The following is a 23,218-nucleotide window of genomic DNA, read 5'->3' as shown; positions in this document are numbered from 1 at the left end:
AACTTTCTTTTCTTAATTTGTTTTTAAAACAAAATTATGTGGAAAACCACATAATTTAGTTTGAACTACTTGATTGTGTTAATTTGCTATTGATGTGTTCTGCAACGTTTTGATCATGTTCTTCTTTGGTCGTTGCAAAGTATACTTTACCATCTTCGACATTGGCTACAAAGTACAAGTACTCACTCTTTGTTTGATTTACACTTGCTTCAATCGCATCCAAACTTGGACTGTCTACTGGTCCAGGCATGAGGCCAAGGTGTGTGTAAACATTGTATGGTGAATCAATCGTTGTATCAATTCCAGCGTCATCTGCTAGACTAATCTTTTGACCAAGCTTGCCTTGGGCATACAGGATAGCGATATTACTTTGAAGTGGCATACCGAGATTTAGGCGGTTATAGAAGACACCGGCAATCTTCTTGCGGTCTTCCGTCTTGGCCCCTTCTTTTTCAACAAGAGAAGCGATACTGAGCAATTCATTGACAGTCAGATTCTTTTCTTTGATCGTAGCGTAATATGGTGACAAGGCCTTATCCATAGCAGCTAACATCTCATCAATCAAACTTTCAACTGTAGTGCTTTCTTTGATGGTATAAGTTGCTGGGAAAAGGTAACCCTCTAGGCGATAACGAACGCCACTGTCTTTTGTGGGGAGACTTCCAAGCAAGTTTGGATACTTGGCTACTACTTGAGAGATAAAGGTCTCATCTTGAGCTTTTGCCAAGAAAGCATCCGCAGTAAGAGGTTCTTTAAATTCACCTTGAAGTTGTCCTACTGTTTGAGCGATTTGCTCTAATGTATATCCTTCTGGAATTGTCAGGCTTGCAAGAGCTGGTTCTTGAGGTTCAGGAGTTCCACCTTTTTGCAATTCTTGGATCAATTCATCCGTACTCATGCTCTTCTTCAAGTTGTAATAACCTGATTTTAAGTCAGAATAGTTCTTATACTTGGCATACAAACTAAAGATGAGTCCATGTTTTACCAAACCAGATTTTTCCAAAGTGCTCCCAATTTCTTGAATATTTGAACCTTCTGGGATTTGAACCGTTACATAATCCTTAGAGCTCGCATCAACAGGTTTCAAGGATTCTTGAACGTACCCATAACCAAAGAAGCCACCAATACCTACGAGCACTAGGAGAACTAGGAAAGTTAGCAAACAGCCTTTAGCCTTTGATTTTTTCTTTTTCTTAGCTGGCTTTGTTCCTTCACGACGACTGCGTCGTGGAGCATCCGCTAGGTTATCAACTTGCTCAACTGGAGCAGGCACTACATTCTCCACAACAGGAGGGACTGGTTCTTCTTTTTTGTCATCTGTTTTATAGGAAACAGCCACTTTAGTTGGAGTAGTGTTAAACTCTTTGTCTTCCTTTTTAGGCTCTACAGCATCAATCTTGGCTGGTGCAGGCTCTTCTAGTTTTGACTCTTCTGGTTCTAGTGCTGTCACTTCGCTTGATTCAAAACTTGGGCGTGGTGGCACACTTGGGGCATTTTTAAGAATTTCATCCACAGTTGACAGAGAGTCTACCATTAAACCTTCTGTGGCAAGATTTGGTTCTTGTTCAGAAGGAGCGGGTGGAGTTACTTGAGAAGATGGAGTTGGGGTGATCGGACTTTCATCTTCTTTCTCTCTTCTTTCTCTCTCTCTGACTCTCTCTAAATCGCGTAAAATCTGTTCTTTAAAGCTTAATGTTTCTTCTTCTCTTGATTTCTCGCTCAAAAGCTTTACCTCCTTGTTGGCAATCCATAACATTATATCTTAAAAGTCGCAGAAAAGCAACAAAATATACCTTTCTACAACTATATTTCTTGTTTTCAAGGCTTCCAAACCATGTTATACCAGGTCTCACCTGCATAGGTAGAGTGGGATAGTCCTTCATTGACAAAACCATGTTTCTCGTAATATGAGATAAGATAATCATGACAAGTCAGGTTAATGCCTTCTCGTTCATGTTCTAAAGCGACTTCTTTCAGAGCCCTTAACAGTCTTTTCCCCACGCCCAAAGCTTGTGCCTCCTTAGCTATGGAGAGACAAGTCACAGAGATATAGCCTCCAGGTCGATAGCTATAGTCTTTTATTTCTTCTGTAAAGGACTGATCTTGTAGATGACGATGTGGGACGACCGGACCTTCGATATAACCAAGAATACGCCCCTCTTTTTCAGCTACCAGAAAACTGGTCTGAATTTCCCGCAAGTGCGCCTCAAAGACGGAACGAGGAATAGCTTCTTCAAGGGAGAAATTCTCTAGCTCTATCTCTATAATCCGATCTAAATCTGAAAATCTCGCTTGTCTGATTTTCATATTTCCTCCTGATAAAAGGGATTGCCCCAAGTCAGATACCATTCAGAACCACTGTCATATTGACTCCCTGTCACTTCTTCTTCAACAAAGCCATTCATTTCAAAATAAGATAGTAGTTCATCAGGACTCTGCAAAAGAATACCTTGATAATCTAGTTCGACTGTCACCTGTTTCAAGGCTGCAAGAAGAAGAGTTCCCAGACCCTGTCCCCAATGGTCAGGATGAATGGTCAATGATTTTATTTCTATCCATTTGGGATGAAGATACTGAGATTCTCCTAAAATATAGCCTAGGAGCTGATTTTCATCCCCAGCTACAAGAAAGGTACCCGCAGTCTTGCGGATACTCTCTTCTAAGGATTGGCGACTAAATGCCTCTTCTGATGTAGGATTGGCTTCTTCAATCGCCAACATTTCTTCTAAATCTGATAAGGTAGCTTGCCTTATAGTGATTGGAATTTCCATCTGGCTTTCCTTATTGGACATTGCTTGTCAGGTTAGACAAAAGACGTTCAAATGAATACTCATAGGTTTGGATGTCTCCCGCACCCATAAAGACGTAAACAGCATTGTCATGGTCTAGGAGTGGAGAAACATTTTCAACAGTGATAACCTGGTGTTTCTTGCTGATTTTATTGGCTAAGTCTTCTACTTTGACATCACCATGGTCCACTTCACGGGCCGATCCATAGATTTGCGCTAGGTAGACGGCGTCTGCTTGATTCAATGCATGGGCAAATTCGTCCAACAAGGCAATGGTTCTTGTAAAGGTATGCGGTTGGAAGACTGCCACGATTTCCTTGCTTGGGTATTTTTGACGAGCTGCATCCAAGGTCGCAATGATTTCTGTTGGATGGTGGGCAAAGTCATCAATGATCACTGTATCATTAACGATTTTCTCAGTGAAACGACGCTTAACACCTGCAAAAGTTTTCAAGTGTTCACGGACCAAGTTCAAATCAAATCCAGCTGTGTAAAGAAGACCAATAACAGCTGTCGCATTCATAATATTGTGACGACCAAAAGTTGGAATGTGGAATTGACCCAATTCTTGTCCACGGAAATGAACGGTGAAGGTTGATCCAGTCGTAGAACGAAGGAGATCACTAGCTACAAAGTCATTGCTTTCAGCTTCAAAACCATAGTAATAGATTGGCGCATTGGCTGTAATCTTACGCAACTCAGCATCCTCACCGTAAACAAACAAACCTTTACTAATTTGTTTGGCATAGTCGTTAAAGGCATTGAAAACATCCTCTAGACTTGTAAAGTAGTCTGGATGGTCAAAGTCAATGTTGGTGATAATAGAGTATTCTGGGTGGTAAGGCATGAAATGGCGCTCATATTCGTCTGATTCAAAAACAAAATACTTCGCATTTTCAGAACCTCGACCCGTTCCATCCCCAATCAAGAAGCTAGTGTCTGTGATGTGAGACAAAACGTGAGACAGCATCCCAGTCGTTGATGTCTTACCATGCGCTCCTGCAACCCCCATGCTGACAAAGTCGCGCATAAAGCTACCGAGGAATTCGTGATAACGTTTATAGCTGATGCCATTTTGGTCCGCATAGGCGATTTCAACGTTGTTATCTGGACGGAAGGCGTTTCCCGCGATAATCTCCACATCACCTTGTAGGTTCTTTTCATCAAAAGGAAGAATGGCAATCCCTGCCTGCTCTAGTCCACGTTGAGTAAAGTAGTATTTTTCAACGTCCGAACCTTGAACCTTGTGTCCCATTTGGTGCAACATCAAGGCCAAGGCACTCATCCCTGATCCCTTGATTCCAATAAAATGATATGTTTTTGACATGCTTTTCTCCCCTACTCAGTAATTCTTGTCAGATTCAACTCTTGGGCAACCTGACGTTCCTGTTCTGTTTGCTTATTCTTTTTATTATAGATTTGACTCTTCTTTAGAAAATCGTAGTTGTTCTTTTTAGCTTTTTCCGTTTGGGTTTTCGGAGTTGGATTCGCCACTTGACCAACCTCCTCAGCTAAGATATAGTGAGACTGGCTCAAGTTTTTGCTGAATTTGGCAAATTCACCTGGATTTTCCTTTTGAAATGGCGCTGTTGGTTGGTTTCCTTGACGAACAAGTGTTGAACCATTGTGTCGTCTGGTATGACTAACATCCTGAGTCAAATACTTGGCTGAACGTTTCTTCTTCAAGTCCGCACGCGCCTCTTCTCGAGCCAATTCAGCATACGTTTTTTCAACTTTTTTAGGTTCTGGAGCTGGTTCTAGCTTTTTGCTAACCACTGGAGAAACTACGGTTTCTTCTTCATTGATAGGAGACCATTCTAAATGATTTTTATCGCGGTAATCGCCTTTGATATTGCTGATAAAGTCAGACTCATCATACAAGTCCATGACTGGCATTTCGGTCAGCATGATCTCGTCATCTGACACCAATGGAAATCGATCTTGTTTCATTTTGTATTTCCTTTCAACACTTCATTATAGCGTATTGTCTTGATTTTTCAAGTGCTGGCTTCAGAAATTCCCAAAATTTCACGAATTTCTGCCAGACTGAGGCTCGCACGCGACTCTGTACCATCTAAAACTTGGGAAACCAAATGTTTTTTCTGTTCTTGAAGTTCCTGAATTTTTTCTTCAATAGTCCCCTTGGTAATCAAACGATAAACTTCTACCTTCTGCTCCTGTCCCATACGATGGGCTCGTCCGATAGCTTGTGCCTCAACCGCAGGATTCCACCAGAGGTCAACTAGGATGACGGTATCAGCACCCGTTAGATTAAGACCGACACCACCTGCCTTTAGAGAGATGAGAAAGGCATCTCTTTCTCCTTGGTTAAAGGCCTTGGTCATCTCCTGTCTGTCATGAGCAGGAGTTGAACCTGTGATTTTGAAGGAGGTCAAGCCCAAGTCTGGGAGTTCTTGCTCGATTTTTTCCAACATTCCTTTGAACTGAGAGAAAATCAAGACCCGATGCCCACCATCAGCCACTTGTAGCAATAAATCTCGGAGACTATCGAGTTTACCACTAGCTCCCTGGTAATCGTCCATGAAGAGAGCTGGCGTATCGCAGATTTGACGCAAACGCATGAGTCCAGATAAGATTTCTACCCGACTTCTCTGGAATTCTTGATCGGTCACTTGCGCTAGGCGGTCTCGCATCTGTTGCAACTGGGCTAGATAGATAGCCTTCTGTTGGTCTTCCAGTTCATTTTTATAGACGACTTCGATCAGGTCAGGTAGTTCTGTAAGGACTTCTTCTTTCTTACGCCTCATGACGAAAGGCTTGATAAACTGCGCGACTCGGTCAGCCGGTAATTTCATAAACTCCTTTTTACTTGGTAAGAGCCCCGGTAGCACAATTTGGAAGATAGACCACAACTCTCCTAAATGGTTTTCGATGGGCGTACCTGACAAAGCAAAAACTGCTGGCACCACAAACTGGCGCAAACTCTGAGCAATCTTGGTTTGGGCATTTTTCATGACCTGGGCTTCATCTAAGAAGAGAAAATCAAAAGCCATCTCTTGATAAAGCTCGCTGTCTTGACGAAAGGTTGCATAGCTAGTCACATAGATTTGGTGATTTTCAGAAAGAATCGCTTCTCGATTCGCTTTCAAACCATGAACGACAGCCAAATCCAACCGTGGGGCAAATTTCCTGAATTCATCTGCCCAGTTGTAGATTAAACCTGACGGCGCTAAAATCAAGATCCGACTATCTTCGGTCACCTGACTGGTCAAAAAAGCGATAGTTTGCAATGTTTTTCCCAGTCCCATATCATCGGCTAGGATGCCACCAAAGCCATAGTGATGAAGCATCTGGAGCCAACGGACACCCTTTTCCTGATAGTCTCTCAAACTCGCCTGCACCCGTATATCTCCCAGAGGAAAATCCTCTGGATGGGTCAAATCATGAGCTAAATGCTGAAATTCTTCCGAGAAGGAAATCCTGTCTCGACCTTCAAACAACTGAGACAAACTGTAAGCTAGGGATTTCCGAGCCTGAAAAGAACCATCTTTTAGCTCAACCCCCAGTTCCTGCAAATTTTGACTAATCTGCTTGGTTTCCTCATCAAAAAAGTACACTTGGTCAGAAGAACTGATATAGAAATCCTGATTGCTGGTCAGGGCTTTAAGAGCTTGATCAATCTCTTCTTGGGCAATCCCTTGGAAATCAAACTGAATCTCCAACAGTCCTCCCTTGGACTCAATCTGAACCTGAGGAGCTTGGACGCTGTAGAGCTGATTCATTTCATCAGACAAGAAAACCTGACCCAACTTCTCAAAAGCTGGAATCGTACGATGAAAGAAAGAATAAACTGCCTCTGGCTTCAAAGCCTGTCTCCAAGACTGAAAATCAGCCTCAAAACCAGCTCCTAAACAGACTTGAAATAGCTGATTTTCCAAGACGGCATCGCTTGAAAATGGTAATTGTTCCAGCTGTTGACGACTAGTTACCTTAACATCTCCATAGTCAAACTGGATATCCAAACGGATGCGGCCGTCATCCTCCCTATCAAAGTAAAAGATTGGTGAGAAGGGTCTGATTTGCAAGCGCTCAGGAGCAGAAACTGTGCCAAGCTGTCCAAACAAAGGCAGACAGGCAGCCAGACGGTCACGATCACTGTTGTCAAACTGGAGGCATTTTCTCCCTCTTTCCTCCTGAGGAAGCTCCTTGATTTCCTTTAGTAGGCTGATTTGTTTAGGGTTTAAGAGATAAAGATTCCCCTTACGAAAGAGAACCGCTCCCCCATAGAATACGTTGACTCGCTCAGTCTCAGAAATTTCCATCTCAAAATAATCGGGATACTCCTGCACGGAAAAAGAGAAAAGGTTTGCTTCTGGATCTAAATCATGAAAGAGAAGATTTTCATAACTAGTAATCTGGTGCTCAAAATGAAAATCTTCCAAGTTCATCAGCAACTCCACTCCCTGCTCAAAAAAGGTCAGAGGGAAAAAGAGGTGACGACCTTGATTGGGGAAAAAGAGCTCTTGACTCAGTCCCTCCTCAATCAAGCCACATAAAAAAGTAAGAACTTCTTGACTAGCTGTATCAAAAGCATCCCAAGACAAGTCATTTTCATAGTGTTTCCCAATCATATATGGCTTTCGATGGACCAAGACCTTCAAAAAGAGAGGGATGTCACGAATGACATAATATTTTTGACTATCAACTAAACCGATTCGGAGTGTCCAAAGGAGGCGATTGGTCCCAGCTTCCACCTGGCCTAGAGCCGACAAAGTGTAGATTTTCTCTCTCTTCTGAGGTTGGATACGCTCCAAAAAACTACCACCAAAACTAACCTTGGTTTCGACCTCTTCTTGCTCTTCATGTCCTTTTTCTAAGGCTTGTAAAATCACCTGGCCTTCTTCATCATTCTTCAGATAATGCTCGAGCGCTGCGAGATGAACACAGTAACCTCTTTTTTGGAAAAAATCGCAAGCACAAAAAACCAGATCATCCTCTAAACTGTAGCGCAAGTCTTCTCCAGCTACACGAGTATAGAGGCGATTCCCTTTTTCCTTGATAATCTCAATCTTGCCCTTCTCATAGAGTACAACCCCCTCCATGCGCAACTTTCCTGGAATCAATTTAGCCATAGTTACCCCTTTATCTTATCTTTTCATTATACCACATTTTCCGCTACGAAAATAGCCTTCTAGGAAGACTTTTCTCCTAGAAGGCTCGATTTTTAAAGTGTAGCAAAAGTGGTCACGATGCGTTGACAAACCTCTTCTAGTACTGACTTCGGCATAGCTACATTGAGGCGAGCATGAAGGCTTCCTTCCTCCCCAAAGTCTAAACCTCGGTTCAAGATAACCTTGGCTTCATTCTTCAAAAGCTCTTGCAAGCGGTCATCCGTTAGGTCATAGGCTGAAAAATCAAGCCAAATCAAGTAAGTTCCTTGTGGTTTCATGACCTTAATCTTGGTTTCGTTGCCCAAAACATCCACTACATAGTTAATGTGGTCCTCGATGACTTCCTTTAACTCTCCTAACCAGTCCTTACCATAACGGTAGGCAGCTTCTGTCGCCAAATAACCCAAGCCTGAGATTTCATGTTGGTTATTGGCCAACTGGCGTTTTTGGAAAGCCACACGAAGCTTGGGATTTTCAATGACAGCATAGGAATTCTTGGTCCCAGCAATATTAAAAGTCTTGGTAGCACTGCTCAAAACAAGAGCAAAGTTTTTGAAGTCTGGATTTACGGTATTAAAAGACTGGTGTTTGTGACCAAAGAGGGCCAAATCTTGGTGAATCTCATCCGAAACCAACAAAACACCGTGTTTTTGGCAGAGATTTCCGATCTTTTCCAACACTTCCTTTTCCCACACACGTCCACCAGGATTGTGAGGATTGCAGAGGATATAAAGCTTCACATCCTCTCCCACCATATCCTTCTCCAACCGGTCAAAGTCAATCTCAAACAGACCATCCTTTTCCACCAAAGAATTAGTAATCAATCTACGATTATTCAACTTGACACTGCGAGCAAAAGGTGGATAGACCGGTGTATTAATCAGAACAGCCTCACCTTCTTTTGTAAAGGCTTGAATAGCTATTGAAATAGCTGGCACCACTCCTTCGATAAAGACGAGAGCATCCTTGTCAAAGTGATAACCGTGTTGGCTGGCTTCCCATTCTTGAACCGACTCAATCAAAGCATCGCTAGCATAGGTATAGCCATAGACCAACTGATCTGCGTAGGCTTGTACTGCTTGTTGAACCTCAGGCAAGACCGCAAAGTCCATATCTGCTATCCAGGCTGGTAGAAGTTCTCGATCAGTTTCCGCTTCTTTCCATTTATAGGTATGATGCCCAAAACGATTGGGCAGGCTTGTAAAATCATATTTTCCCATATCTATCTTATCCCTCCAAAGCTTGGCGCAAGTCCGCAATCAAATCTCTAGCATCCTCAATCCCAATAGACAAACGCAAAAGATCATCTGTCAATCCATAAGAATGGCGCACTTCTGCTGGAATATCCGCATGGGTCTGCGTCGTCGGATAGGTGATCAGACTCTCTACCCCACCCAAACTCTCAGCAAATGAGAAAACCTTTAAGCTATTTAAAATATGAGGAATACGCTTTTCATCCACTACTTTAAAGGAAATCATACCCCCACGTCCAGTATAGAGCACTTCCTTGACAGCAGATGAAGCCTTCAAAAAGGCAACCACTTCTTGGGCATTGGCTGTAGAACGCTCCATACGAAGAGGTAGAGTTTTAAGACCACGAATCAACTGATAACTATCAAATGGTGACAAGACCGCACCTGTCGTATTGAGATTATAGAAAAGTTGTTCATATAGTTCTAAACTATTAGTCACAACCACCCCAGCCAAGACATCATTGTGCCCTGCTAGATACTTGGTTGCTGAATGAAGAACAATATCCGCACCTTCTTCAATCGGACGTTGGTAAATCGGGCTGTAGAAGGTATTGTCTACCACTACCTTGGCACCCTTGGCATGAGCTAGTTTGGCTAGTTTTGCAATATCAAATTCCAACATCAACGGATTGGTTGGTGTTTCGATATAGAGAACATCCACATCCTTTTCTAACTCAGCAATCAACTCTGCTTCAGTATTGGCATAGTTAAAATGGAACCGGCCATCTTGCTCGACTTGGTTAAACCAACGGAAAGAACCCCCATACAGATCGCGCACAGCCAAGACTTTACTTCCTACTGGAAAAACACTAAAAGCCAGTACAATCGCCGCCATACCTGAGCTCGTTGCTAGAGCATAGTCTGCTGATTCGATTGCCGCCAAGACCTCCTCCGCCTTACTGCGAGTTGGGTTTTTAGTACGGGTATAGTCAAATCCCGTAGACTGACCGAACTCTGGATGCTGATAAGTGGTTGAAAAATGAAGCGGCGTCACCAAGGCACCTGTCGCCTTATCTGACTTGATCCCCGCCTGGGCTAAAATTGTGTTGATGTGTAGTTCTTTGCTCATACAATACCTCCAAATCTATAGTAACTATTGTATCATTTATTTTCACCAACTCATTTTCTTGTTTTCAAGAGCTAGTTATAGTTCCAAACTATATAAAAACGATAGTTTCTTAAGGAACTATCGTTTTTCCTGTTGAATAGACTGGTTATTTAACGTGTTTTGCCAGTTCTTCTTGGGCCTTTTTATTTGATTCTTCTTTTTCTTTCAGCCATTTTTCTTTAGCTTTTTCATACTCATCAGCCGTTACAGTCTTATCTTGTAACTTGAGATACTTGTATGATTCGACACCCTTATTTCCTGCTTGTGAGAATGGCGCTGAGAATGGAACTGTCTTTCTCAAGCCAGGTGTTCCACCAAGGGAGACGTTTGGAATTGCAAGGGCGCTATCAACGAGCCAAGCTTGAACTTCAGCATATTTTTCATAACGTTTCGCTGGATCTTGCTCCTTGTTCGCTTCTTCCAACATTTGAGTGTAAGTATCCAGACCAACTGCCTTAGCCTTGTCATTGACCTCACCTGGTTCTAGACCGAGGTTTTGCAACATACCACCGTTATTGACATTTAAGATATCGAGGTAGGTTGATGGGTCTAGATAGTCTGGACCCCAACCACCATTATAGATATCAAAGTCTTTTTGAGCTGCAGTTTGAGCGAGGTAGCTAGAATTATCGAAGTCATCTGTTGATAATTGTTGGATATCGATAACCACATTCTCAGCTCCCAGAACAGATTCGATGGATTGTTTCAAAGAGCTCGCTTCAAGTACACCTTTTTTAGATGATTGGTCTACAGATACATCCAAGTGGATTGGGAATTGCACATCCTTAGCTTCCAATTCTTTCTTAGCTTCTGCAAATTTAGCTTTAGCCTTGTCAGGATTGTAGTATGGATCTTGCGCATCTGCAAAGTTGATTCCTTGCCATTCTTGGCCATAGTTGACCATCTTTTCTGAAACAACATCACCAAAGTCTTTTCCGTTGATACTTACAAATGTTGGAGGTACAACCAAGTTACGAATAATCTTCGTTGCTCCGTCTTCCCCTTGAGATTGAGCTCCATAGGCTGTACGGTTGTAAGCATAGTTGAAGGCTTGGCGGAAGTTTTTATTCAGAACTGCTTCTTGGGTTGATTTCTTTTCGATATCTGAGGATTTAGACGTGAAGTTATAAGATTTTCTGTCCAAATTGAAGTTCAAGTAATAAGAAGTTGCGGTTTGCATACTATAGATGATATTATCCTTGTTCTTCTCTTTAATTCCTTCAAAGCTTGAGCTATTTGGATAGAGACGAGCGTAGCTGTAGACTCCTTCTACAAAGTTACGAGCTAGGGCATCTTGGTCACTACCATCATAGTAAGTCAATTTCACATCGTCCACAAAGACATTTTTAGCATCCCAGTAATTTGGATTTTTCTTGTATTCAATAACAGATTTTGAAACAAAAGATTTCATCAAGAAAGGTCCATTGTACAAAATGCTAGAAGGATCTACCTTACCAAAATCATCCCCTTTTGATTTCAAGAAGTCGGCATTGACAGGGAAGAGAATGGTGGATGTTGTTTTTGAATTCCAGTAAGGCTCTGGTCGTGTCAAAGTGTACTGAACTGTTTGGTCATCAATCGCCTTCACACCGACAGTTGAAAAGTCTGTTGTTTTACCGTTGATATAGTCATCCAAACCTGCTACAGATTCTTGAACCAAGTACAAGGCTTCAGATTTTTTATCTGCCGCATATTTCAAACCTGTCACAAAGTCTTGAGCAGTTACAGGTGCGTATTCTTCACCTTCGTATGTATACCACTTGGCATCTTTACGAAGTTTGTAGGTATAAGTCAAACCGTCCTTGGAAACGGTCCAATCCTCTGCCAAAGATGGAACATAGTTCCCATATTGGTCATTTTCCATCAAACCATCTACCAGATTGGTAACGATATCATTGGTTGTTGCACGGTTCTCTGCTAGATAGTTCAAACTAGATGGATCACTCGAATAAACATAGTTATATGTTTTAGAAGAACTACTTGAGTTTCCACATGCGCTCAGTAAGATACCTGCGCTTAACACGACACTTGCAAGTGTCAGATACTTGGCCTTAGACTTTTTCATTTCCAGAACCTCCTGTTTTAAAGATTTGTCTTATTATACAGCTTTGGTTTTATTTAGTCAAGCGATTTCTATCACAAAAGGTCGAAATTATATTATTTTCTCTACAAATTTTAGATTTTTATCCCTCTTTTTAATAAAAAAGAGAACAAACTAAGCTTTTTATGGTAGAAAAGCCCAATTTATTCCTTTTATTTATAAATCTATTTTGTTAAGATCGTTTAAATTTTGCTCGTAGGCGGTCTGCTTGAGGTTTCCCAATAATCTTATCCAATAGGTGAGTGCCAAGACTCATTAAACCATAGAGCCCTCCACCGAGACCTCCGATGAGGGCTACATAAAGGAAACTCGAGAAGCGTCCACTTGGTTGGAAGAAAAATCCTAAAATCCACTGTAGAAAACCAACCAGAATAAACATGACCATTGTCAAAATCATAATCAAAATTGTCCGTTTTAAGATAATCTTACGACGTGCACCCGTCACCTGACAAATATCTCGGTACATCAAAAAATTTGGAATGATGAGACCGATGGTCGTTGAAATCAAGGGACCATAACTATGGAAAATGGCAATAGCTGGTAACTGCAAGACTAGCTTAGCAATTGATCCATAGACAAAGTAAAGAACTGCCTTGCGATTGCGAAACATAGCCTGAAGCATAGGAGACAAGACCATATACAAGCCTAAAATAGTAGACTGTAAAACCGCAAAGACAAACAAGCCCATAGCCAAACTATCTGGCTTACCGTAAAAAACTGTATAGAGAGGCTCCCCTACCATGACGACCCCAACTGTTGCTGGTAAAAGAAACATAAAGAGCATGGTTAGACTATCTTGGACAAGACGAGCCGCCGCCTGCAAGTCGCCTTTCACATAGTTCTCCGTTAACAGCGGCAAGCCGACACTTCCAATCGAGACACCAACAGAGATTAAAATCATGGTGATTTTATTGGGATTGGCAGAGAAATAAGAAAACATAACAACCAAGTCTTCATTGCTGTAGTTGGTAAACCAGGTCATGCTATTGATGAAGGTCATCTGGTCTAAAATCTGGAAGAGCTGGATGGCTGATCCTGTCAGGATAAAGGGAATGGCTTCCTTGATGGTATCAACCAAGAGTCGCTTGCTATTAATCTTATCTCGTGTTTCAAATACCTTTTGGAGCAGTCCCTCCTTAGAAAGAAAATAAATCAAAACTGCAAAACTTGCCACCATCCCCACAAAGGCTGCAAAGGTAGACTGAGTAACCGCTGATAAGTAATCCCCTGATCCGATTTTCATGATGATGAAAGTAGCCAACAACATCCAGATAACACGGATCACCTGCTCAGCGATTTGACTCATAGCATAGGGTTTCAGGTTGTTCATCCCTTGGAAGAAGCCCCGGATGACACTCATAGATGGGAAAATCAAGACCGCCCATGCCAAGCTCTGCATGATAGGAATTAGGTCTTTCCCCACACCTGATAAGTCTGCTAACCAGGGAGAAAAGAGATACAAGACCAAGGCAAAGACTAGTCCCAAGCCCGTCATAAAGCCTAGAAAACTCCGAATCAAGGCAAAGCTGTGCTCTTCTTCTCGCATGGTATTGTACTTAGCCACTTGTTTGGCGACCGCAACTGGGATACCCGCTGTCGAAATCAGCAAGAACCAGGCGTAAATATTGTAGCCCATGGTAAAGAGACCATTTGCCTTAGCGGCATAAGTTCCCATCCAGATGTACCAGGGGATAATGTAAATCGCCCCAAGAAGGCGACTGATAAAGTTACTAGCTGTTAGCCAGGCAGTCCCTCGCAACATTTGGGCTTGCTGGTGATTGTTTTCGTTAGACATAGTTTCCTCATTCAATTTTGATAACTAGGAAAAGTTCCTTATCTTCCATTATAAACTTTTCCTTGTTACTTGTAAAATTCGGGCTTGAAGTTTATAATAGAAAGTATGATTAAGATTGAAACCGTATTAGATATTTTAAAGAAAGATGGCCTTTTTCGTGAGATTATTGACCAAGGTCATTACCACTACAACTGCAGTGAAGTTGTTTTTGATAGCATCGGTTACGACAGCAGAAAAGTAAAAGAAGGCACTCTTTTTTTTGCCAAAGGCGCTGCCTTTAAAAAAGAATATCTCATTTCTGCTATAAGTCAAGGTTTGGCTTGGTATGTCGCAGAAAAGGACTACGAAGTCGGTATCCCCGTCATCGTTGTGAACGATATCAAAAAAGCCATGAGTTTGATTGCTATGGAATTTTATGGCAATCCACAAGAAAAGCTCAAAATTATCGCTTTCACTGGGACTAAGGGTAAGACAACAGCGGCCTATTTTGCCTATAACATCTTGGCTCAACACCGTCGCCCAGCTATGCTGTCTACCATGAATACAACCTTAGATGGTAAGACCTTCTTTAAATCTGCCCTCACAACTCCTGAGAGCATTGATCTCTTTGATATGATGGCTCAGGCTGTTAAGAATGGTAGAACCCATCTCATCATGGAAGTCTCTAGTCAAGCCTATCTGGTCAAACGCGTCTATGGTCTGACTTTTGATGTAGGAGTGTTCCTCAATATCAGCCCTGATCATATCGGTCCGATTGAGCATCCTAGTTTTGAAGATTACTTCTACCACAAACGTCTCTTGATGGAGAATAGCCGAGCAGTTGTCATTAATAGCGACATGGACCATTTTTCAGTCTTAAAAGAACAAGTGGCAAATCAAGGCCATGACTTCTATGGTAGCCAGTCAAGTAACCAAATCGAGAACTCCAAAGCCTTTAGCTTTTCAGCTACAGGTAAATTCGCTGGTGATTATGATATCCAACTCATTGGCCACTTTAACCAAGAAAATGCAGTTGCTGCAGGACTTGCCTGTCTTCGTCTAGGTGCCAGTCTTGAAGACGTCAAAAAAGGGATCGCTGCAACCCGCGTTCCTGGACGTATGGAAGTCCTCACGCAGAAAAATGGAGCCAAGGTCTTCATCGACTATGCTCACAATGGAGACAGTCTGAAAAAACTCATCAATGTGGTTGAAACCCATCAAACTGGAAAAATCGCTCTGGTTCTCGGTTCGACTGGAAACAAGGGTGAAAGTCGTCGCAAAGACTTTGGACTCCTTCTCAATCAACATCCTGAGATTCAAGTCTTTCTCACCGCTGATGACCCCAACTATGAAGATCCAATGGTGATTGCAGATGAAATCAGCAGCTACATCAGTCATCCTGTTGAAAAGATTGCCGATCGTGAAGAAGCCATCAAGGCGGCGATGGCCATCACAAATCAAGAACTTGATGCCGTGATTATTGCAGGTAAGGGAGCTGATTGCTACCAAATCGTCCAAGGAAAGAAAGAAGACTATCCTGGAGACGCAGCTATCGCAGAACGTTACCTATAAAATCAAAAAATCAAGGGAAGCTTTCCCTTGGTTTTTTTAGTCTTCTTTCTTAATTGAATTTTTAAGACCTTCAACGGCACCTTCTACAGCACCTTTAGCATCTTCTACAACTTCTTTTGCTTTCGCAACTGTTTTTTCTACAGTACCTTCTGCTTCTGTCTTGCTATCGCCAGTAACTTTACCAAATCCTTCTTTGATAGCACCAGTTGCTTGATCCAATTTATTTTCAAGTGACATAGCTCTGTCTCCTTTGCTTTTAATACGATAAACGTTATCGCTTACATTCAGTTTATGCTTATTCTTTAGCAAAGTCAAACAATCTGCTCAAAAGCAAACAATTAAGACAAATAGAAAGTCAACCGTTCCTTGTCGAAATCAACAGACAACTCATACTTCCCTTCTTCGTTTTGCACTACATAGCCCAAGACGACTAGACTCTCAACGAAGATATCATGCCGTTTCTGCATGAGCTGGTCCTTTTTGAGAAACTTCAGTAAAAAGGTCGTCATATACTTGAGGGCGTACTCAGGATTGACATCTCCCAAAATGGTATAGAGTTCCAGCTGTTTTTCTGTCAAAGGATATTGGTGCTTGACCTTGTAGAAATAGTTGGATAGGGTCATCTTTTCTCTTGCAAAGTCCGTATGTTCGATTAAAATGGCTGCATTGGTTTGATTGCGCAATTCCGTCTCAAAAGTCTTCTCCACCAAGTCTTGATAGACTGGACTGTCCTCTTTTATAAAAATTTCTTGGTCAAGTGTTAGGTCATCAATTGATTCTAGAAAAGGGAGATTGAGAAAATAGCGTTTGTTTTCCCTTAGGATCAAACCTGCCTTTATATACTCTTCCATGAGTTTATCAACTGCCACATCTGGAAACTGAGCCTTTATCTCCCGGAGGATAACATCATCATGCTGGTCCAAATAGTCAACCAAATCTATAAAAAATGGTTGTCGAGTCAAACGAGAAGGATTAAAAATCTGAATCATGAAGATTCCTTTCTTTACATTCTAAAAGAGGAGATGCTGCCAACTGACTGGGATTGGTCCCTGGCTGGTTCAGGGGCACTGGAAGTTCGAGTTTCCTGTAATATTCTCTCCAAAAATCACTAATTTCCTGCTCCCCATCCCCGAATTTCATGGGAATAGTTTCAAAAATCGGTAAGATTTCAGCAATATACTGGGAGCAGTAAAAGCCAGACCCATCTGGATAAAAAGAGGCATTATAGGGTGCACCTAAATGTTTTCTAGCTCTCTCCTTTACCAAGTCAACTTCCATCTCTGGGTAGACATAAAGATCGTAGAGATGAGTCGGTTCAAAAAAATTAGCCGGTTCTTGACAAATAACACCTGCTTGCCCACTAGCATGGTAGATGAAACCGTCCAAAAAGATGGCTACATGACTATAGTACCCCGTAGAAGCCTGGATGGCCTGCCCCATATCTGAAAGATCCTTCACAAAAATCAAATCGCCATTTTCTAACATCTTTCTCTCCTAGAAAAAAAGGAGCCGAAACCCCTTTAGCTATATGGAAAACAAGTGTTTCCACGTTTCAATCATCACTCAGGAACTTGCCCATTAAAGCTTTCAGTCAACTGAGGCACCACTTGTTTCTTACGTGAAACAGCACCTGGAAGGAAAGCGTGGTTGTTTTCAAGTTTGAAGTTAAATGCTGCTTCGACCTTGTCCATGTTTGACCCAAGAGCAAGGATTTCTGAGTTTGAGTTTACGATGTCTGTAATCATCAAAACAAAGTCAGAGTAGCCGTTTGCCGCATTAGCCGCTTGCATTGCTGCTTCGATTTCAGCTTGACGTTCCAAAACTTCAGCAATATCAACCGTATTCACTTGGGCAACACGAACCTTATTTCCGTTGAGTTCAAAAGTCTTAGCATCAATGTCAATCAATTCTTCAGCAGATTTACTAGCCAAGTTTGTACCAGCTTTCAGCATAGCAAGACCGTACTCTTCCAAGTTGACTCCAGCTAATTCAGCCAATTCAGACGCAATCACTTTATCAGATGGGTGAGTTGTTGGTGATTTCAAAAGAAGGGTATCAGAAATCAAACCTGAAAGCATCAAACCTGCAATTTCTTTAGGAACTGCTACGCCGTGTTCTTTGAACATTCGGTAAACGATTGAAGACGCAGATCCAACTGGTTCCAAACGCATGTAGAGTGGGCTTGCAGTTTCAAAGTTAGCTACACGGTGGTGGTCTACAACACCATAAACTTCTACTTCAGCGATATCTGAAACAGATTGTTGGAATTCATTGTGGTCAGTCAAGATAACTTGCTCTGCCCCTTCTGCTTTAGCTGATGTGATGACACGTGGTGCTTCAACACCAAAATAGTTCAAAACAAAGGCTGTTTCTTCATTAGGAGTACCGAGAGCTACTGCTTCTGTGTCCAATCCATACGCCTCTTTTGCAAGATAAGCAAAGGCTACAGATGACCCGATGGCATCTGAGTCTGGATTTTGGTGACCAAATACTAGAATCTTAGACATGATAATACCTCTTTTAATTTATTCATCTTATTTTAGCATTTTTTTCCTCTTTTGACAAAAGTAAGAGGAGTCAAAGGACTCCTCGTTAGATTTCAATATGGTTGACTAGATTTTTCTTTTGATTTTCGGATAGAAATCGTTCTTTCTGTGGACGTTTCTTTCGTTTGAGGAGAGCCTCTGCAGACATGGCTTCTTCCTTACTAGCAAAGCCCTCTACATAGATGAGTTTGACTGGCAAGCGAGCTCGGGTATACTTGGCTCCCTTACCACTATTATGAACGGCAAGGCGTTTCTTAACATCCGTTGTATAGCCCGTATAGTAAGAACCGTCACGGCACTCCACCACGTACATATATGCCTTATGATCCATAGTAAATCTCTTGAATTTCTAGCGTGTAGGAGCCATCATCATTGTGAACAATGAGTGGTGGCAGGACCTTGAAGCCACTAATAGATCCATCTTTGATAGCTTCGATTAAGAGCATATTGGCCTCCTTCTGTCGTTTAGGATAGACAAATTGCAGGCGCTTGGGTGCCAAATTGTGGCGTTGAAGCATGTCTAGAATATCCAAAAGTCGATCTGGACGATGAACCATGACAAAACGACCATTAGACTTGAGAATACTCTGAGCACTTCGACAGATTTCCTTAAGATTAGTCGCAATTTCGTGTCTTGCTAGGAGATAGTGTTCACTCTCATTGAGATTGGAATGCGGATCCACCTTGAAATAAGGCGGATTACACAAAATCATATCCACCTTACTTCCCTGAATGCGTGCAGGCATATTTTTCAAATCATCGCAAATAACCTGCATCTGCTCTTCCAATCCATTCAACCGAACCGAACGCTCTGCCATATCTGCCAAGCGCTCCTGAATCTCTACCGAGAGAATTTTTGCCTTGGTACGACTACTTGCGAAAAGTCCAACCGCACCATTTCCAGCACAAAAGTCCACAATTAAGCCATTTTTGGGAAAGCGAGGAAAGCGTGACAAGAGAACACTATCCACCGAATAGCTAAACACTTCTCTATTTTGAATGATCTTGATATCTGTCGAAAAGAGCTGATTGATTCGCTCTCCTGGTTTTAATAATTGTTCTTGCATATACGATTTTAATAAAAGATACGAAATCTAATAGACTAGTTTTTCTCTTTCAGATTGTTGAGGGCTTCCTTTGTCCAGATCGGCATCATTCGCCCAAGTGGTGCAAAACCGTGCTTGATACGATCATTTGAAAAACGTCTCCGTCTTGGCAATTGATGCTTTTCTTCCTCCAGAGTGCGAATAGATAGACTAGCTTTACCTGAAAATTCGTCTAAATCAACAACCTGAACTTGCACTTCTTCACCAATTTTCAAAACTTCATAGATATTTTCGATAAATCCTGTCCGAATCTCTGAAATATGAATCAGCCCAATCACCCCTGTCTCTAATTCGACAAAGGCACCATAGGGCTGAATTCCTGTAATACGCCCCTTTAGCTTATCACCAATTTTCATATTAGTCCTCAATTTCAATCGTTTCAATAACTACATCTTCAACTGGCTTGTCCATAGCACCAGTTTCAACGGCTGCAATGGCATCCAAGACTGCAAAAGATTCTGCATCGACCAATTGCCCAAAAACAGTGTGACGACGGTCAAGGTGAGGAGTTCCACCTTTCTCTGCATAGATTTCAGCGATTGGTTCAGGCCAACCACCACGCGCAATCTCTTTCTTAGAGTATGGCAAGTGTTGGTTTTGCACAATAAAGAACTGACTGCCATTGGTATTTGGCCCAGCATTGGCCATAGAAAGAGCCCCACGAACATTATAAAGTTCTTCTGAAAATTCATCTTCAAAAGAGTCGCCGTAGATTGACTCACCACCCATACCAGTACCAGTTGGGTCTCCACCTTGGATCATAAAGTCCTTGATAATACGATGGAAAATGACACCATCATAGTAACCGTCTTTTGAAAGAGCAACAAAGTTGGCCACTGTTTTGGGAGCCTGTTCAGGGAAGAGCTTGATACGCAAGTCTCCGTGATTTGTCTTAATAGTCGCAAGGGGACCTTCTACTGTTTCAATTTCTACTTGTGGGAAATGCAATTCTTTTTCTACCATACCAAATCCTTCTAAGGCATCAAAAATGCCATCTTCTTCTATTGTTTTTGTAATATAATCTGCTTTTTCTTTAATTTTATCATGGGAAACACCCATAGCAATACTGATTCCAGCATAATCAAAGAGTTCCAAGTCATTGAGACCATCCCCAAAGACCATAACATTCTCTGGTTTCAAGCCTAGATGTTCTACCACCTTTGCCACACCAGTTGCTTTGGATCCTGAAATCGGCACGATATCAGATGAATGTTCATGCCAACGCACCATGCGAAGTTTATCTGATAAGGACTCTGGTAAGTGCAAGCTATCTCCTTTATCTTCAAAGGTCCACATCTGATAAATATCTACTTTTTCATGGAAATCCGGATCCACATCTAAGTTTGGATAAATCGGATCAATAGCCTGACTGATCAACTCTGTTCGCGTGGAGAGTTTGGCGTCATGGCTACCAACCAAGCCGTATTCAATCCCCTCTTTTTTGGTCCAAGAAATGTACTCTTCTACATCTGACTTCTCAATCTGATGCTGATAAACGACATTTCCTTTTTTATCTTCTATGTAGGCACCATTCAGAGTTACAAAAAAGTCAGGCTTGAGATCTTGAATCTCTGGAACAACACCAAAAATGCCACGCCCAGAGGCGATTCCTGTTAAAATCCCTTTTTCTCGCAACTGCTTAAAAACCGTGGGAATCGTAGCTGGAATAAAACCTGTCTTTGACGTACGCAGGGTGTCATCAATATCAAAGAAGACAATCTTAATCTTCTTTGCCTTGTATTTTAATTTCGCATCCATCTCTCTACCTCTTTCAATCTAACTCTTTCCATTATACCATAAAGTAGAGAAATCCCATATCTTCAAAAAATTCGCTACCTCTTATTCAAATTCTTTGGATAAATACAGAACTAAATCATCATTATTTTGAATAGTGACATTCATTTCCAACGGTTGGTTTCGATACCAAACTCCTGTTCCATCTGGAATATAGCCTCGTTTGATGTACAATCTCTGGGCAGGTCCATACCCTGAATGGAGACCAACACCAAGGGTCACCTTATCCGATATGAGCCTAACTCGTTTTTCTGCTTCTTCCAGCAAGAGATTTCCAATACCTTAATTTTGAAAGGGCTCAAAGACATTGAAATCTGAGAGTTCTGGATAGATTTCTGCAAAAGGCCCCTGCTTAGCGCAGGGCAAAATTGTGATATAACCTGCTAAAGCACCCCCAACCTCTGCAACTAAGACTTCTCTCTCCCTACATTCTTGTTCAAGAAAATATCTAGCCAAAATTTCTTCTCTACTCGGCCAACCTTGATTGATAAAACCTTGGGATAGATCTTTAATGTCAGATTCTTGCATTTCTCTAATTGAACATATTGTCTTCATAAGCTGATCCTTTAAAGTTTTCTCCTACCATTATAGCATGAGAATGAAGATAAAAAGAAAAAGAACTAGCTGGCTAAAATTAAAATTCTACTAGGTCAAAAAGTAGCTGTTTCTAACAGATACCCATAAAAATCTGAAAAAGAGGTCCTCAGGACCTGAACTCGCTCCCTCATTTCAAAGCTCGTAAAAAAGAGGTCCACTGGACCTGAAAAAAAGACCCATAAGGGTCTTTTTTTTAATCTTCGTTTACGAAAGGCATCAAAGCCATTACGCGAGCGCGTTTGATAGCTGTTGTTACTTTACGTTGGTTTTTAGCTGAAGTTCCTGTTACACGACGAGGAAGGATTTTCCCACGTTCTGAAACGAAACGGCTAAGAAGCTCAGTATCTTTGTAATCAACATATTCAATTTTGTTTGCTGCGATGTAATCAACTTTTTTACGGCGTTTGAATCCGCCACGACGTTGTTGAGCCATGTTTTTTCTCCTTTATAGTATTAATTGTCCATTAGAATGGTAAATCATCATCTGAAATGTCCAATGGATTGGTTGCTCCAAATGGATTTTCAGAACGTGAAAAGTCTGGTACTGGGTTTGCAGGTGCTGATTGGCCAGCAGTTGGTGCAGAATAAGCTCCACCTGAATGTCCTTCACGCACTCCGCGGCTTTCCAACATTTGGAAATTCTCAGCCACGACTTCTGTTACGTAGACACGTTGTCCTTGCTGGTTATCGTAACTACGAGTCTGGATACGACCTGTGATCCCGATAAGAGAGCCTTTTTTAGCCCAGTTAGCAAGATTTTCAGCCTGTTGGCGCCACATAACGACATTGATGAAATCAGCCTCACGTTCGCCATTTTGACTCTTGAATGTACGGTTTACTGCAAGAGTAAAAGTCGCAACTGCTACATTTGATGGGGTATAGCGTAACTCAGCGTCACGAGTCATACGCCCTACAAGTACAACATTGTTAATCATAATCTACCTTCTTACGCGTCAAGTTTGACGATCATGTGACGAAGAATGTCAGCGTTGATTTTTGAAAGACGGTCAAACTCTTTAAGAGCTGCGTCGTCGTTTGCTTCAACGTTAACGATGTGGTAAAGTCCTTCACGGAAATCTTGGATTTCGTATGCAAGACGACGTTTTTCCCATGATTTTGATTCAACAACAGTTGCACCGTTGTCAGTCAAGATAGAGTCAAAACGTGCTACCAAAGCGTTTTTCGCTTCTTCTTCAATGTTTGGACGAATGATATAAAGAATTTCGTATTTAGCCATTGATATGTTCCTCCTTTTGGTCTAATGACCCCTAGTCTTTGCAAGGGGTAAGTGAGGTTTGCTCACAATAAACTATTATACTAGAAAAGCTAGTAGATGGCAAGAGAAAAAAGATAAAAGTGAAAAAATAACTCTATTGCTTAGAAATTTGAAAGTTCTATAATGAAGTTAGCCACCCAGCCTTCCTAAAAATGTAATGATTTAACTAA

The 23,218-nt window shown here is 41.7% G+C and carries 22 protein-coding genes and 1 pseudogene; 1 reads left to right on the top strand and 22 read right to left on the bottom strand.

Features of this window, described 5'->3' with window-relative positions:
* Positions 1–55: 55 nt before the first annotated feature.
* The 10 genes from mltG to GOM47_RS03085 all read right to left on the bottom strand — a co-directional run bounded on the left by mltG (position 56) and on the right by GOM47_RS03085 (position 14,178).
* Positions 56–1,756, bottom strand: coding sequence for an endolytic transglycosylase MltG (gene mltG / locus GOM47_RS03130; RefSeq protein ID WP_235081036.1), 1,701 nt, complete (start codon positions 1,754–1,756; stop codon positions 56–58).
* A 62-nt stretch (positions 1,757–1,818) separates the two neighbouring features.
* Positions 1,819–2,307, bottom strand: coding sequence for a GNAT family N-acetyltransferase (locus GOM47_RS03125; RefSeq protein ID WP_235081035.1), 489 nt, complete (start codon positions 2,305–2,307; stop codon positions 1,819–1,821).
* Positions 2,304–2,771, bottom strand: a complete 468-nt coding sequence (locus tag GOM47_RS03120; protein WP_235081034.1) for a GNAT family N-acetyltransferase — start codon at positions 2,769–2,771, stop codon at positions 2,304–2,306. The genes GOM47_RS03125 and GOM47_RS03120 overlap by 4 nt, the downstream gene beginning before the upstream one ends.
* 10 nt (positions 2,772–2,781) lie before the next feature.
* Positions 2,782–4,116, bottom strand: a complete 1,335-nt coding sequence (gene murC, locus GOM47_RS03115; protein ID WP_235081033.1) for a UDP-N-acetylmuramate--L-alanine ligase — start codon at positions 4,114–4,116, stop codon at positions 2,782–2,784.
* Between the two features lie 11 nt (positions 4,117–4,127).
* Positions 4,128–4,739, bottom strand: a complete 612-nt coding sequence (locus tag GOM47_RS03110) for a cystathionine gamma-synthase (RefSeq protein ID WP_235081032.1) — start codon at positions 4,737–4,739, stop codon at positions 4,128–4,130.
* 47 nt (positions 4,740–4,786) lie between these two features.
* Entirely contained in the window at positions 4,787–7,882 is a 3,096-nt protein-coding gene (locus GOM47_RS03105) for a DEAD/DEAH box helicase (RefSeq protein WP_235081031.1), read from the bottom strand.
* Positions 7,883–7,974: 92 nt separating this feature from the next.
* Positions 7,975–9,141: a MalY/PatB family protein gene (locus tag GOM47_RS03100; RefSeq protein WP_235081030.1), complete on the bottom strand. Its 1,167-nt coding sequence runs from the start codon at positions 9,139–9,141 to the stop codon at positions 7,975–7,977.
* A gap of 7 nt (positions 9,142–9,148) precedes the next feature.
* Positions 9,149–10,243: a cystathionine gamma-synthase gene (locus tag GOM47_RS03095; RefSeq protein WP_235081029.1), complete on the bottom strand. Its 1,095-nt coding sequence runs from the start codon at positions 10,241–10,243 to the stop codon at positions 9,149–9,151.
* Positions 10,244–10,388: 145 nt separating this feature from the next.
* Positions 10,389–12,347, bottom strand: coding sequence for a peptide ABC transporter substrate-binding protein (locus GOM47_RS03090; protein ID WP_235081028.1), 1,959 nt, complete (start codon positions 12,345–12,347; stop codon positions 10,389–10,391).
* A 208-nt stretch (positions 12,348–12,555) separates the two neighbouring features.
* Complete coding sequence (locus tag GOM47_RS03085) at positions 12,556–14,178, bottom strand: polysaccharide biosynthesis protein (RefSeq protein WP_235081027.1); 1,623 nt, start codon at positions 14,176–14,178, stop codon at positions 12,556–12,558.
* Positions 14,179–14,283: 105 nt separating this feature from the next.
* On the opposite strand from GOM47_RS03085, the gene GOM47_RS03080 reads away from it, so the two are divergent.
* A complete protein-coding gene (locus tag GOM47_RS03080; protein WP_235081026.1) occupies positions 14,284–15,729 on the top strand; it encodes a UDP-N-acetylmuramoyl-L-alanyl-D-glutamate--L-lysine ligase in 1,446 nt (481 codons plus the stop codon).
* A 36-nt stretch (positions 15,730–15,765) separates the two neighbouring features.
* On the opposite strand, the gene GOM47_RS03075 is transcribed toward GOM47_RS03080, so the two are convergent.
* The 12 genes and pseudogenes from GOM47_RS03075 to rpsF all read right to left on the bottom strand — a co-directional run bounded on the left by GOM47_RS03075 (position 15,766) and on the right by rpsF (position 23,009).
* Positions 15,766–15,966 carry a CsbD family protein gene (locus tag GOM47_RS03075; protein WP_235081025.1) on the bottom strand — a complete coding sequence of 67 codons (201 nt, stop codon included), beginning with the start codon at positions 15,964–15,966 and terminating at the stop codon, positions 15,766–15,768.
* Positions 15,967–16,067: 101 nt separating this feature from the next.
* Positions 16,068–16,718, bottom strand: coding sequence for a DUF1803 domain-containing protein (locus tag GOM47_RS03070; protein WP_235081024.1), 651 nt, complete (start codon positions 16,716–16,718; stop codon positions 16,068–16,070).
* Positions 16,702–17,214: a YiiX/YebB-like N1pC/P60 family cysteine hydrolase gene (locus GOM47_RS03065; RefSeq protein ID WP_235081023.1), complete on the bottom strand. Its 513-nt coding sequence runs from the start codon at positions 17,212–17,214 to the stop codon at positions 16,702–16,704. The genes GOM47_RS03070 and GOM47_RS03065 overlap by 17 nt, the downstream gene beginning before the upstream one ends.
* Before the next feature lie 74 nt (positions 17,215–17,288).
* A complete protein-coding gene (locus tag GOM47_RS03060; protein ID WP_235081022.1) occupies positions 17,289–18,236 on the bottom strand; it encodes a manganese-dependent inorganic pyrophosphatase in 948 nt (315 codons plus the stop codon).
* 85 nt (positions 18,237–18,321) lie between these two features.
* Entirely contained in the window at positions 18,322–18,606 is a 285-nt protein-coding gene (locus GOM47_RS03055) for a GIY-YIG nuclease family protein (protein WP_235081021.1), read from the bottom strand.
* Complete coding sequence (locus GOM47_RS03050) at positions 18,596–19,342, bottom strand: tRNA1(Val) (adenine(37)-N6)-methyltransferase (protein WP_235081020.1); 747 nt, start codon at positions 19,340–19,342, stop codon at positions 18,596–18,598. The genes GOM47_RS03055 and GOM47_RS03050 overlap by 11 nt, the downstream gene beginning before the upstream one ends.
* Positions 19,343–19,377: 35 nt before the next feature.
* Positions 19,378–19,737 (bottom strand): S1 RNA-binding domain-containing protein, encoded by a 360-nt coding sequence (locus GOM47_RS03045; protein WP_125424627.1) that lies wholly within the window; start codon positions 19,735–19,737, stop codon positions 19,378–19,380.
* Between the two features lies 1 nt (position 19,738).
* Positions 19,739–21,139, bottom strand: a complete 1,401-nt coding sequence (locus GOM47_RS03040) for a bifunctional Cof-type HAD-IIB family hydrolase/peptidylprolyl isomerase (protein ID WP_235081019.1) — start codon at positions 21,137–21,139, stop codon at positions 19,739–19,741.
* A gap of 81 nt (positions 21,140–21,220) precedes the next feature.
* Positions 21,221–21,730 (bottom strand): annotated as a pseudogene (locus GOM47_RS03035) (GNAT family N-acetyltransferase).
* Between the two features lie 235 nt (positions 21,731–21,965).
* Positions 21,966–22,205, bottom strand: coding sequence for a 30S ribosomal protein S18 (gene rpsR, locus GOM47_RS03030; RefSeq protein ID WP_000068664.1), 240 nt, complete (start codon positions 22,203–22,205; stop codon positions 21,966–21,968).
* A gap of 31 nt (positions 22,206–22,236) precedes the next feature.
* Positions 22,237–22,707 (bottom strand): single-stranded DNA-binding protein SsbA, encoded by a 471-nt coding sequence (ssbA, locus tag GOM47_RS03025; protein WP_000609595.1) that lies wholly within the window; start codon positions 22,705–22,707, stop codon positions 22,237–22,239.
* An 11-nt stretch (positions 22,708–22,718) separates the two neighbouring features.
* Positions 22,719–23,009 carry a 30S ribosomal protein S6 gene (gene rpsF / locus GOM47_RS03020; protein ID WP_001151782.1) on the bottom strand — a complete coding sequence of 97 codons (291 nt, stop codon included), beginning with the start codon at positions 23,007–23,009 and terminating at the stop codon, positions 22,719–22,721.
* Positions 23,010–23,218 lie beyond the last annotated feature (209 nt).

It is taken from the genome of Streptococcus oralis, assembly GCF_021497945.1.
Lineage (GTDB): Bacteria > Bacillota > Bacilli > Lactobacillales > Streptococcaceae > Streptococcus > Streptococcus oralis_BR.
Note: the sequence above shows the minus strand (reverse complement) of the source record. Positions and strands in the feature narration are given on the sequence as shown.